7 protein-coding genes are annotated in these 13,440 nt (G+C 67.2%); 5 read left to right on the top strand and 2 right to left on the bottom strand.

From position 1 onward, the window contains the following. Positions 1-47 precede the first annotated feature (47 nt). Positions 48-2,195 (top strand): glycogen debranching protein GlgX, encoded by a 2,148-nt coding sequence (gene glgX / locus AC3FLX_RS07080; RefSeq protein ID WP_488695114.1) that lies wholly within the window; start codon positions 48-50, stop codon positions 2,193-2,195. Then, positions 2,192-4,420 (top strand): 4-alpha-glucanotransferase, encoded by a 2,229-nt coding sequence (gene malQ, locus AC3FLX_RS07075; protein ID WP_488695113.1) that lies wholly within the window; start codon positions 2,192-2,194, stop codon positions 4,418-4,420. Before glgX ends, malQ begins: the two co-directional genes overlap by 4 nt. Before the next feature lie 4 nt (positions 4,421-4,424). Here malQ and AC3FLX_RS07070 read toward each other — a convergent pair whose 3' ends face one another. Together AC3FLX_RS07070 and AC3FLX_RS07065 are read right to left on the bottom strand one after the other, a co-directional pair. Further along, positions 4,425-6,332 carry a PAS domain-containing hybrid sensor histidine kinase/response regulator gene (locus tag AC3FLX_RS07070; protein WP_488695112.1) on the bottom strand — a complete coding sequence of 636 codons (1,908 nt, stop codon included), beginning with the start codon at positions 6,330-6,332 and terminating at the stop codon, positions 4,425-4,427. Between the two features lie 177 nt (positions 6,333-6,509). Next, positions 6,510-6,671 carry a hypothetical protein gene (locus tag AC3FLX_RS07065; RefSeq protein WP_488695111.1) on the bottom strand — a complete coding sequence of 54 codons (162 nt, stop codon included), beginning with the start codon at positions 6,669-6,671 and terminating at the stop codon, positions 6,510-6,512. Positions 6,672-6,915: 244 nt separating this feature from the next. On the opposite strand from AC3FLX_RS07065, the gene AC3FLX_RS07060 reads away from it, so the two are divergent. The 3 genes from AC3FLX_RS07060 (at position 6,916) to treZ (ending at position 13,440) form a co-directional block, all read left to right on the top strand. Further along, positions 6,916-9,468: a glycogen/starch/alpha-glucan phosphorylase gene (locus AC3FLX_RS07060; RefSeq protein WP_488695600.1), complete on the top strand. Its 2,553-nt coding sequence runs from the start codon at positions 6,916-6,918 to the stop codon at positions 9,466-9,468. A 350-nt stretch (positions 9,469-9,818) separates the two neighbouring features. Beyond that, the gene (gene glgA / locus AC3FLX_RS07055; protein WP_488695109.1) at positions 9,819-11,432 is read left to right on the top strand and encodes a glycogen synthase GlgA; all 1,614 of its coding nucleotides are present in this window, start codon (positions 9,819-9,821) and stop codon (positions 11,430-11,432) included. 55 nt (positions 11,433-11,487) lie between these two features. Continuing rightward, the gene (gene treZ, locus AC3FLX_RS07050) at positions 11,488-13,440 is read left to right on the top strand and encodes a malto-oligosyltrehalose trehalohydrolase (RefSeq protein ID WP_488695108.1); all 1,953 of its coding nucleotides are present in this window, start codon (positions 11,488-11,490) and stop codon (positions 13,438-13,440) included.

Raw genomic sequence — 13,440 nt, 5'->3', positions numbered from 1 at the left:
GCGCACGTGAACCCCACCCGCAAAAAGGACTAAGAGGAGCATCACGCATGGCGAGCATCACCGTTGATCGCCTGCTACCGGGCAAGCCCTATCCGCTTGGCGCGCACTGGGACGGACTCGGTGTCAACTTCGCGGTGTTTTCCGCGAATGCCAGCCGCATCGAACTGTGCCTGTTCTCCGCAAACGGACGCAAGGAAGTCCAGCGCCTGCCGCTGCCCGAATGCACGGACGAGATCTGGCATGGCTACCTGCCGCAGGCGCAGCCTGGCCTGCAATATGGGCTGCGCGCGTTCGGCCCATACGAACCCGCACGCGGGCACCGCTTCAACCCGCACAAGCTACTGCTGGACCCATACGCTCGCGCGCTAAGCGGACCGGTGCGCTGGTCCGATGCACTGTTCGGCTATCGCCTGAACAGCCCCCGGGCCGACCTGACGCCCGATCGGCGCGATAGCGCGCCCACGATGCCCAAGGCCGTCGTCACCGACGAGAGCTTCAACTGGGGCGATGACCGGCCGCCGGCCGAACCCTGGCCCACGACTTCGATCTACGAAGTCCACGTGCGCGGGGCATCGATGCTGCGCGAAGACCTGCTGCCGCAGTATCGCGGCACCTTCGCCGCGCTGGCCGATCCGCGCTTCATCGAACACCTGCACCAGTTGGGCGTCACCTCGATCGAGCTGCTGCCGATTCACGCATTTCTGCAGGATCGCTTTCTGGTCGAACGCGGCCTGCGCAACTACTGGGGCTACAACACGCTCGCCTTCTTCGCGCCCGAGCCGCTGTACCTGTCCGGCCGGCAGCATCACGAAGTCAAGATCGCGATCCGCCGTCTGCACGCGGCCGGCATCGAGGTATTGCTCGACGTGGTCTACAACCACACCTGCGAAGGCAACGAACTGGGGCCGACGATGTCATGGCGCGGGCTGGACAACGCCAGCTACTACCGTCTGGTACCGGGCGACGAGCGCCACTACATCAACGACACCGGCTGCGGCAACACGCTGAACCTGTCGCACCCGCGCGTGCTGCAGATGGTGATGGATTCGCTGCGCTACTGGGTGGAGGTCTTTCACGTGGATGGATTCCGCTTCGACCTGGGCAGCACGCTCGGCCGCGAGAGCAACGGATTCGATCCAGGCTCGGGCTTCTTCGATGCCATCCTGCAAGACCCGGCGCTGTCCCGCGTCAAACTGATCTCCGAACCGTGGGATCTTGGCCCGGGCGGCTATCAGGTGGGCAACCACCCACCCGGATTTGCCGAATGGAACGACAAGTTCCGCGACAACGTGCGGCGTTTCTGGCGTGGCGATGCGGGCCAGCGCGGCGAGCTGGCCGCGCGACTGACCGGATCGGCCGACCTGTTCGACCGCCGCCATCGCAAGCCGTGGGCGAGCGTCAACTTCATCACCGCGCACGATGGCTTCACACTGGCCGACCTCGTCAGCTACGCGCACAAGCACAACGAGGCCAATCACGAGGAAAACCGCGACGGCAACGACGACAACGCCAGCGCCAACTGGAGTCCCGACGGCACGATGGAAGGCCCCACCGACGACGAGATCATCCTGGAGACGCGCGGCCGCGTGGCGCGCGCCATGATGGCCACGATGCTGTTGTCGCAGGGCACGCCGATGCTGACGGCCGGTGACGAATGGGGCCGCAGCCAGCAAGGCAACAACAACGCCTACTGCCAGGACAACGCGCTGTCGTGGCTGGACTGGGACGACGCCGCGCATCCATCCAATGCGCCGATGCGGCGCGTGGTCAGCCGCCTGCTGGCGCTGCGGCGCAAATTGCCGGTACTGACCGAGAACCGCTTTGTCCACGGCCGTTCGCAACCGGCACCCGGATTGCCCGATATCGCGTGGTTCGGCCCCGATGGCAACGAGCTGACGAGCGAGCAATGGGCCAACCCCGAAGACCGCACGCTCGCACTGCGCCGCGCGACGCATAGCCCGGACGATGAGGTCGAAGTCATCGTGCTGTGCCTCAACGCCAGCCCGGACGACGTGATCTTCCGCATGCCGTCGCCGGGCGAGGACTGGCACCTGCTGTTCGACAGCACCGCGCCCGATCTGGAGGATGAGCCGGTCCTGCTCGATGCCGAAGGCTACCCGGCCTATCGCGTGCCGGCGCGCGGCCTGGCCCTGCTGTCGGCCGCCGTGCCAAAGGATGAGGAGCCGTCACGATGAGCGACTACGACCTGCTCTGCCGCCTGGCCGAACGTGCCGGACTTCAGGTCCAATGGCGCGACGCGTGGAACGTCCCGCAACAGCTATCGCCGGAAGCCTTGCATACCGTATTGACCGCGCTGGAACTCCCGTGCGGTACACCGGGCGAATGCGAGGCATCGCGCGCACGGCTCGCCGCCGACGATGCGGCGCACCCGCTGCCGCCGCTGATCACGGCCGATCAGGGCCAGCCGGTAGTCGTGCCCTGGGCGCATACGCTGCCCCAGCGCCCCTATCGCCTGGAGCAGGAGGACGGCACCCTCGTCGAAGGCATCGCCCGGCGGACCAGCGCAGGCGCGATGGAGATCGACCCGATCGCGCAATGGGGATATCACCATCTGCTGCTTGGCGACGTGGAAACCACCGTGGCCGTGGCACCGCCGCGCTGCTTTGGCATCGCCGACGCATTGGCGGCATCGCCACGCCCGGCAGTGGCGCGCAAGCCGTGGGGCTTGTCGGTGCAGCTTTACGGTCTGCGCCGTGGCGCGAATACCGGCATCGGTGACCTGACCACGCTCGCGCTGGGCGCGGAAGCGGCGGCGCTTGCCGGTGCCGATGCCATCGCGATCAATCCGCTGCACGCGGGATTCGCGGCGCAGCCAGAGCGCTACAGCCCGTACTCGCCGTCGAGCCGCATCTTCTTCAACGCGCTGTATGCGGACCCGGCACGTGTCTTCGGGGACGCGGCCGTCGAGCACGCCGTTGCCACGCTGGGCATCGGCCCGGCGCTGGCCGACGCGGAGCGGCGGGCCGAAATCGACTGGCCGGCGATTGCCAGGCTACGGCTCGCGTTGCTGCAATGGCTGTGGCAGCGGCACGAGACCTTGCTGGCGCCCGAGCAAAAGCAGGCCTTCGCCGCGTTCCGCGCGCGCGGCGGTAAAGCGTTGCTGGCGCACGCCACCTTCGAGGCCATCCAGGCCGAACGGCTGGCGGCGGCTACCGATGAGCGCGCGGCGCGCGATGCCGCCGACTGGCGCCGCTGGCCGGCCACGCTGCAAAGCCCCGGTGGCGCGGCAGCAGCGGCCATGCCGACGACCAATGCCGACGCCATCGCCTGCCATGAATTCCTGCAATGGCTGGCCGCCGATGGGTTGGATCAGGCCCAGCAACGCGCACGCGCGGCGGGCATGGCCATCGGCGTGATTGCGGACCTTGCCGTCGGCACCGATCCGGGTGGCAGCCACGCCTGGACACGTCAGACCGAAATCCTGAATGGCTTTCATGCGGGTGCGCCGCCCGACCTGTACAACCCGCTGGGACAGGACTGGGGCGTCGCCGTGTTTTCGCCACGCGGCCTGCGCCGCAATGGCTACGCCGCGTTCATCGAAATGCTGCGCGCCAACCTTGCGCATGCCGGCGGCCTGCGTGTCGACCACGTCCTGGGGCTGGCGCGCATGTGGCTGGTACCCGCCGGCGCGCCAGCCAGCGCGGGCGCCTACCTTGGCTATCCGCTGGAGGACCTGCTGCGACTGGTGGCCATCGAGTCGTGGCGGCACCGCGCGGTCATCATTGGCGAAAACCTCGGCACGGTGCCGGAAACGCTGAATGCCGCGCTGGAAGCGCGTGGCGTGCTTGGTATCGACGTGCTGTGGTTCGTGCGCGAAGCGGAAGACGACAGCGGTCCGGACGCCACGGCAACCGCCAGCGAGGCTCCCACGGCCGCGGAACCGCTCGCCGCGCCGTTCCTGCCGCCCGAACAGTGGCCCCCGCTTGCCGTGGCCACCACCACTACGCACGACCTGCCGACGATCGCGGGCTGGTGGGCGGGCAATGACATTGCGTGGCGCGCAAGGCTGCATCAACTGGCCATCGGCGAGACCGAAGCTGCGCTGATGACCGTCCGCGCGGCGGAGCGTCAGGCGCTGTGGCAGGCCATGCGTGACGCGGGCGCGGTGCACGGCGCGGAACCGCCGCCCGACCGTGCACCGGTGGAAGCCGTCCTGCGCTGGCTGCACCGCGCATCCACGCCATTGCGGCTGGTGCCCGTGGAAGACCTGCTTGCATTGGCCGAACAGCCCAACCTGCCGGGCACGGTATCGGGCCACCCGAACTGGCAGCGCAGGCTCGACGCGGACGTGCGCGAACTGTTCGCGCGCCCCGAGGTGGCGCGGCGCGTTGCCGCCGTGCGCGATGGCGATGGCGATGGCGATGGCGATGGCGATGGCGATGGTGGCGGCGATGCGTGAATCGTCACGGAGCCGGGCGATCCTCCAGCGCCTTGCACAGCGCCTCCACGGTCAATGGCTTCACCAGGTGCGCGTCGAAGCCGGCGGCCTCGGTGCGGCGCCGGTCGTCCGGCGCACTGCGTCCGGTCAGTGCAAAGACGCGCACGCCCGCAACCGACTGGCGCAGGGCCTGCAAGACTTCGTAGCCGCTCATATCGGGCATCTCCAGATCGAGCAGCACCACGTCCGGCGCAAACGCGCGTACCGCGTCGAGTGCCTTGATGCCGGTGTAGACCGGCTGCGCCTGATGGCCCAGCACGGTCAGCAGCTCGGCCATGCTGTCCGCCGAATCGGCGCTGTCGTCGACGATCAGGATGCGCTGTCCCGTGCATTGCGCCGTACGCGGGCGCGGCACGCTGGCGCCATCCATCTGCACTTCGGGCAGCAGGATCGTAAAGGTGCTGCCGTGGCCTTCGCCTGCGCTGCTGGCCTGGATGGCGCCGCCATGCGCCTCGATCACGGCGCGCGCCAGCGCCAGCCCGATACCGAGGCCGCTGCGGCCCGTTTCGTCGCCTTCCTGCGCGAACAGATTAAAGATGCGGTCCAGCGCCTCGGGCGCGATGCCGCGTCCGGTATCGCTGACCGTGGTGATCGCGTTACCCGCCTCGGCACGCACCCGCACGGTCACCGTACCGCCGCGTGCCGTGTATTTGGTGGCGTTGCTGAGCAGGTTGGACAGTACCTGCTCCAGCCGCGCTGCATCACCGTTGACGAACACCGGGTCGGCCGGCAGCGTCACGTCCAGCTTCTGACTCGCGCTTTCGAGCGCGGGCCGCATCGCTTCGATGGCCGTGTTCATCACGTCGTTGTACAGGATGGGCACGGGCTGCACCTTGAGCTTGCCCGATGTGACGCGGCCCACGTCCATCAGATCGGTCACGAGCCGCGTCAGCAATTGCAGTTGCCGGCCGATGATCTCGGCGCAGTGCCGGATGCGATGGTCGGTGACCGGCGTGAGCCGGATCACGTCGACGGCGTTGCGGATCGGCGCCAGCGGATTGCGCAGCTCGTGCGCCAGGATGGCCAGGAACGACTGCACGCGCCGGCCGGCGCTCTCCAGATCGGCCAGCCGCGCCGCATCGGTGATGTCGCGCGCTGTCCACAGCACGCCGGACACGCCAGCGCCGGCCTCGCGCAGCAGTACCTGCCGCACGTGGCAACGCACCAGCGTACCGTCTTGCCGCTGCAGCCGTTGCTCGCCGGACCATTCCCCGCTGGCACGCACGCTGGTGAGCGCGCCGGGCACGTCCCCCGCCGCTTCGCACGGCGCGCCGGAGGACTGCGCCGCCTGCCGGGTGTCGTGTTGCGAATACAGCAGCGACAGCGGCTGGCCAACGGCCTCCTGCGCCGTGTATCCGAACATGGCCTGCGCGCCGGTGTTCCAGCTGCGAATCTCGCCTTCCGCACCCAGTTCGCAGATGGCGCAGTCATCGAGCGTATCGGCCAGGCTCAGCCAGCGGGCCTCGGCAACCTTGGACTGCTCCTCCGCCGCGTACTGGATCGTGAGGTCGCGGTAAACGACCGCGAATCCGCCGGGCGCGCCATCGGCACCGGTCGTGGCGACCACGACGGTGCTGGCATAGAGCGCGCTGCCGTCGCGCCGCACACGCCAACCCTTTTCCTCCGCGCGACCGTGAACCTGCGCGGCGTCGAGCAGGCGCTCGGGATCACCGGCGGCGACCGATTCTGGCGTATGGAATTTCGACATAGGCGCACCGGCCACCTCGTCGGCGGTGTAGCCAAGCACTCGGCTCGCGGCGGCTGTCCAGATGCTGACACGGCCATCTGGCGACAATGCGTAGATCGCGGTGTCGTCGACCGCATCGAGCAGCGGCCACACGAGCGCCGGATCGCCGGCAGTGTGCGGGTCCATGAGAACGCTCCCTCGTGTCGTGCTGGTGCTGCATTGCAGGAAAGCGGGGCCCATGCGCGTGGCATGCCCCCTTCCAGGCAGCGTTTCTACATCATAGTCAGGTGCGCCAGGCATTTGTATTGCCGGTCATGCCGGCGACACCTTGCGTGCAAAAACTACAACCGGGCAGCTGAAATGTCAGGCGTGTTCTCGCCCCGAGCCGCTTACCGAAGGCGGAGGCGGATGTTTGTCGGGCAGGTTGCGCGCGGGCTGGTCGCCCTTTTCCTTGTTGTGATCGGGACTCTGGTCGGGCCGGCGGTCGGGCCGGCGCACAGGGTCATGTGGGATATGGGTCGCCATGACGCGTCTCGCAGTGGAATGCAGGGATGGGAAGCACTTGCGTGCTGCAGTTTTCATACCAGCGCTGGCAATGCGTACTTCCCGGCAGGGCCGGCGCAAACTTTCTAGCCTGAAGCCGAGGGCTTGAAACGCAGTCTATCTCCGCAGTTGTCTCTTTAACGATCTGCTCAGGAGTCAAGTGATGACCGATGCATCCCGTTTGCGGCCAGCACCTGCCGTCGCGGCCCGCGGCACACCGTCAGCCATGCCAGCCTCGGCCGAGCACGCCGACGACACGCGCACCTCGATGTCGAGCACCACCATCCGGCGCGCATTCCTGGACCATGTCTTCTACACCCAGGGCAAGCTGCCCGGCCACGCCAGCGGCAACGACCTCTACCAGGCGCTGGCGCACACGGTACGCGACCGGCTGGTGCAACGCTGGATCAGCACGGCCGAAACCTACCAGACCCAGCCGTCGCGCACGGTAGCCTACCTGTCAGCGGAATTCCTGATGGGGCCGCACCTGGGCAACAACCTCGTCAACCTTGGCATCGTCGATGAAGTTCGCGCGGCGATGACCGCGCTGGACCTCGATCTGGACGACATCCTGTCTCATGAGGAAGAACCGGGCCTTGGCAACGGCGGCCTGGGCCGGCTGGCTGCCTGCTTCATGGATTCGCTGGCCACGCTGGAGATTCCCGCGCTGGGCTATGGCATCCGCTACGAATACGGCATCTTCCATCAGAACATCATCGACGGGCAACAGGTGGAAACCACCGATACCTGGCTGCGCCACGGCAATCCCTGGGAAATCCAGCGCTCCGAATGGGCCGTGCAGGTGCGGCTCGGTGGCCACACCGAGCACTACACCGACGACCGTGGCCGCTACCGTGTGCGCTGGGTACCCGACAAGACCGTGGTTGGCGTGCCGTTCGACTCGCCGATCCTCGGCTATCGCGTCAACACCGTGAACACGCTGCGCCTGTGGCGTGCCGAAGCCACCGAGGCTTTCGACTTCCATACCTTCAACCGGGGCGACTACCTTGGCGCGGTCAGCAAGAAGATCACTTCGGAGAACCTGACCAAGGTGCTCTACCCCAACGACGAAACGCAGCAAGGCAAGGAGCTGCGGCTGGAACAGCAGTATTTCTTCGTCGCCTGCTCGCTGCAGGACATGCTGCGTCTGCTGGCCTCGCATGGCATTCCCGTCACGCGCTTTCACGAGAAATTCGCGGTGCAACTCAATGACACGCATCCGGCCGTGGGCATCGCGGAACTGATGCGGCTGCTGGTGGACGATCACGAACTGGCCTGGGACGACGCCTGGCACATCACGCGCAATGCCTTTGCCTACACCAACCACACGCTGCTGCCCGAGGCACTGGAACAGTGGCCGCTGGACCTGTTTCAGCGCATCCTGCCGCGCCATCTCGAAATCATCTATGAGATCAATGCCCGGTTCCTGGACGAGGTACGCATCGGCTTCTACGGTGACGAATCGCGTCTGGCGCGTCTGTCATTGATCAACGAGCAAGGCGGGCGCTTCGTGCGCATGGCCGGGCTGGCCTGCGTGGGCAGCCACGCGATCAACGGCGTGGCCGAGCTGCATTCGCGCCTGATGCGCGAGGATGTGCTGCAGGACTTCTACGCCGTGTGGCCCGAGAAATTCACCAGCATCACCAACGGCGTGACACCGCGCCGCTGGCTGGCGCTTTCCAATCCGCGCCTGACGCGGCTCATCGGCAATGCCATCGGCGACGGCTGGATCAAGGATCTTGACCAGCTACGGGCGCTGGAACCGTTTGCCGACGATGCCGGATTCCTCGACGAGTGGCGGGCGGTGCGCCACGAGAACAAGCGCGACCTGGCACACCTGATCCGGGAAACCACCGGCGTGGTCGTCGATCCCGCGTCGATGTTCGACGTGATGGTCAAGCGCATTCATGAATACAAGCGCCAGCATCTGGCCGTGCTGCACATCATCGCGCTCTATCACCGGATCAAGTCGAATCCGCTTGCCGAGATACCGCCACGCACCTTCCTGTTCGCGGGCAAGGCCGCGCCGGGCTACCACTATGCCAAGCTGATGATCCGCTTCATTACGTCCGTGGCCGAGGTGATCAACCGCGACCCGCAGGTGCGCGACCGGCTCAAGGTGGTATTCCTGCCGAATTTCAACGTGACCTATGGCCAGAAAATCTACCCGGCGGCGGACCTGTCCGAGCAGATCTCGCTGGCAGGGAAAGAAGCATCGGGCACCGGCAACATGAAGTTCGCCATGAACGGCGCGATCACGATCGGCACGATGGACGGCGCGAACATCGAACTGCGCGATGCGATCGGCGCGGACAACTTCTTTCCATTCGGCCTCAATGCGTCGGAAGTCTATGCGCTGCGCGCCGCCGGCTACCACCCCTCCACCTACTACGAGTCCAGCGCGGAGCTGCGCGCCGTGGTGGACCTGATCCAGCACGGCTTCTTTTCCAAAGGCGACGCGGCTGTGTTCCGCCCGCTATTCGACGGACTGCTGCAGCACGACCCCTACATGCTGATGGCCGATTTCGCGTCGTACCTGCAATGCCAGCGCGACGTGTCCGCCGCGTACGCCGATCCCGCGCGGTGGCAGCGCATGTCGGTGCTGTCGTCGGCGCGTTCGGGCCGGTTTTCGTCGGACCGGGCCATTCGGGAATATTGCGAGCGCGTATGGCATGTCGATCCCGTGCCCGTGTGCCTGCTCCGCCGGTCGAGCGGCCAGGTCCAGGGGCCGCGCCGCACCGCCGACGCGCTGGGCGGATTTAGCGAGCGCTGCCAGTAGCCAGCAGGCGCGCGTCTTGTCTTCGTAGCCGGTTTTGTGCTCCCCTCTCCCGCGTGCGGGAGAGGGGAGCTGTAACCGAAGCATGGGAGAGGGAGCTGTAATCCAGGCATAGGAAGGCGACTACAGCTCCGCGCCACGGCAGTTTCTACAACGGCGCGGGCAGCTTATACACCACCGTTGCCACGATCCGCCGGGGTCGCGGCGATGGCGCCCGCCACCATGCCGTCCGCCGGCCGTCCCACCCGCTGGCACAGAGTTCGCGTAGCCGTAGCCTTGCGTCGTCGTTCGATGGCGCGGTCCTGCAAGCACCCGTAAGACTCAGCAAACAATCAGCAAACCGGGAGTCCCCCTTGAACGCGAACATATTGTTTGTGGCGGCAGAAGCCCAGCCCCTGGCCAAGACCGGCGGGCTGGCCGATGTGGTGGGTGGTCTTGCACAGGCGCTGCGGCAGCGCGGCACTCACGTCACGATCCTGATGCCCGGCTACCCGCGTGCCGTGGCCGCGGCGCGCGACGTTCACAGCCTGGGCGCCATCCGCCTGCCGATGGCACTGCCGCCCGGACACAGCCCGGCGCGTCTGCTGCTGGGCCTGATGCCGGACAGTGGTGCGCCAGTGGCATTCCTCGATTGCCCCTCGCTCTACGACCGCCCGGGATCGCTCTACGTTGACGCCACGGGTCGGGATTTCTGCGACAACGCGCAACGCTTTGCCGCACTGGCGCACGCGGCCACAGCCATCGCCGCCGGTGAAACACCGCTATCGGCGCCCAGCCTGGTCCATGCGCACGACTGGCATGCGGCCCTGACGCCGCTTCTGATGCACGCGCGCGGCCTGCGCACTCCGTCGGTCTGCACCATCCACAATCTCGCGTTCCAGGGCATCTTTCCGATGAACGCCGCTGCCCCGCTGGGGCTGCCCGCCCATTGCCTGACACCGGACGGTATCGAGTTCTGGGGCAAGATTAATTTCCTCAAGGCCGGCATCCGCTATGCCAGCCGCGTCACCACGGTCAGCCACACCTACGCGCGGGAAATCCTGACATCGCGCTTCGGTCATGGGCTGGAGGGCCTGCTCGCGCATCGCGCGGCCGTGCTCGGTGCCATCCCCAACGGGGTGGACACGGATGCGTGGTCGCCCGATACCGACCGCCTGCTGCCGCAACGCTATGACGCGCGCAACCTGGCCGGCAAACGCGCCTGCAAGGCCGCGTTGCAGGCGCGTCACGGCTTGCCGGCGGACCCGGAACGGCCGCTGATCGCCACGGGCAGCCGCCTCACGCATCAGAAGATGGCCGATGTGGCGCTCGACGCGATTGCCCTGGCGCTGGGCGCGCATGCCGACGCGCAGGTGGTAGTGCTGGGCTGTGGCGATCCCAAGCTGGAAGCCGCCTATTGCGCGCTGGCGCGGCAGCATCCTGGCCGTATCGGGGTATCGATCGGTTATCGGGAAGAAGACGGTCATCTGCTGCACGCGGGCGCCGACATCCTGCTGCATGGCAGCCGCTTCGAGCCATTTGGCCTGACCCCGGTCTATGCCATGCGCTACGGCACGGTTCCGATAGTCTCGCGCGTGGGTGGTCTGGCCGACACCGTGCGCGACATCGGCCACGGCCCCATACCGGCTGCCCGCGCCAATGGCATCGTGTTCGACGGCGACTCACCCGAAGCCATGTGCGCCGCCGTGTCGCGTGCACTAGGATGGTATGGCCGCCCGCACCACTGGCGCAGCGTGCAGCGTACCGGCATGCAGACCGACTTCAGCTGGCAAGCTCCCGCGCGCCAGTATCTGGCCATGTACGGCACGTTGGCGCCCACGCTGGCCGATATGCCGGTCATCGCGCCAAGGCCGCCCGAAGCAGCGGCGACGATACAGCCCGCGCGCAGCGGACGGCGGACGGTGGTGCTGCCGGAGACACCTGTGCTGTCGCCTGGCGACACCGGTGCCGCCGCGACGCCCGCCTGACGGGCATGCGGCTGCTTTTCCCCTGGGTGATTGCTGTGCGTGAAGGTGGCTCTCCATGATGACTGCTACGCCGACCGTGCCGCCAAGCGATGGCGTGCCCTCCACACAGAACTGGCAAACGCTCGGCGCCGATGCCAGGCTGCTGCCCTGCGGCAACGGTGCCGCCGATGCGTACTGGTTCGGCCCTGTCCCGGTGGGCGATGGCCGGGTCCGCTTCCGCCTGTGGGCGCCCGACGCCGCGGCGCAAGGCCATGCCATCCGGCTGGAGATGGCGGGTATGGCTCCCCTGATCATGGCGACGGGCAAGCACGGATGGTTCGAAGCCGTGGCGCCATGCTGCAACGGTGCGCGCTACTGGTTCCGGCTCGACGACGGCACGATCGTGCCCGACCCCGCTTCGCGCCTGCAGGCGGACGATGTGCACGCCGCCAGCGTGCTATGCCTGCCCGAGCGGGATGCCGCGTACCCCTGGCGGCACATGGAATGGCATGGCCGCCCCTGGCATGAAGCCGTGATCTACGAACTGCACGTGGGCCTGTTCGGCGGCTATGCGGGCGTGACGTCCGAGCTGCACCGGCTGTCCGCGCTCGGCTTCACGGCCATCGAGCTGATGCCGCTGGCCGAGTTTCCCGGAAGCCGCAACTGGGGCTATGACGGCGTGCTGCCCTTCGCGCCCGAACACAGCTACGGGTCGCCCTACGAGCTGCGCGCGCTGATCGATACCGCGCACGGCCTGGGCATGATGGTGTTGCTCGACGTGGTCTACAACCACTTCGGGCCCGAGGGCAACTACCTGCACCGCTATGCCAGCGCCTTCTTCCGTAGCGACCGCCAGACGCCGTGGGGTCCCGCCATCGATTTCCGGCGCCCGGAAGTGCGGCGTTTCTTTGGCGAGAACGCCCGCTACTGGCTGGAATCGTTCCGCTTTGACGGACTGCGGCTGGACGCCGTGCATGCCATCGACGACGAAGGGTGGCTGCCACGGCTTGCCGGCGAATTGCGGGGATGCCTGCCCGGCCGCCATATCCACCTGATACTCGAGAACGATCACAACGACGTGGCGCTGATCCAGAGCGGCTATGACGCGCAATGGAACGACGATGCCCACCATGCGCTGCATGTGCTGCTGACCGGCGAGCATGATGGGTATTACCGCGAATACCAGGCCGGGCTGCCGGACGCCGCGCCCGTGAATGCCGTCGGCACACCGGCGCTGCATCACTTGGGGCGCGTGCTGGCCGAGGGTTTCGCGTGGCAGGGAGAAGTATCCCCGCACCGCAGCGGCGACGAGAACGGGCCGCTGCAGGACCGCGAGGTGCGGCGCGGACAGCCGAGTGCCGCGCTGCCGCCCACGGCGTTCGTGATGTTCCTGCAGAACCACGACCAGACCGGCAATCGCGCGTTCGGAGACCGCCTGACGACACTGGCGGACCCCGACGCGCTGCGCGCCGCCGTGGCACTGCAACTGCTCTGCCCGCAGATCCCGCTGGTGTTCATGGGCGAGGAGCATGGCGCCCGCACACCTTTCCTCTACTTCACCGACCATCCGCAAGCGCTGGCGCAGGCCGTACGTGACGGCAGGCGGCGCGAGTTCGCGGCATCGTCGGCCTTCCGCGACGATGCGCACGCCGCGCGCATTGCGGACCCGAATGCGCCGGAGACGTTCGACGCATCGCGCCCGGTCTGCGACGATACCGACGGCGATTGCCGCGCATGGAACCACTACTACGGTGAGCTGCTGTCGATCCGGCGGCATGAAATCGTCCCTCGGCTGCATCATTGCCAGTCCGCCGGTGTCACGACCCTGGCCGGGCAGGCGCTGGTGGCCCGCTGGCGCATGGGCGATGGAAGCCTGCTGTCGATCTGGCTAAACCTCGGCACGGAACCGATTGAGGCAAGTTGCGAAGGCGGCCGCATGCTGCACGCCAGCCAGTCTGGCGCCATCGCCTCGCTCAATGCCGGCACACTGCCTCCACATTGCTGCGTAGCGTGTCTTAAACCGGCGTGA

Source organism: Cupriavidus sp. 291-E7, from assembly GCF_057798835.1.
The sequence above is the reverse complement of the archived record's forward strand: the minus strand, read 5'-3'. Positions and strand labels throughout refer to the sequence as shown.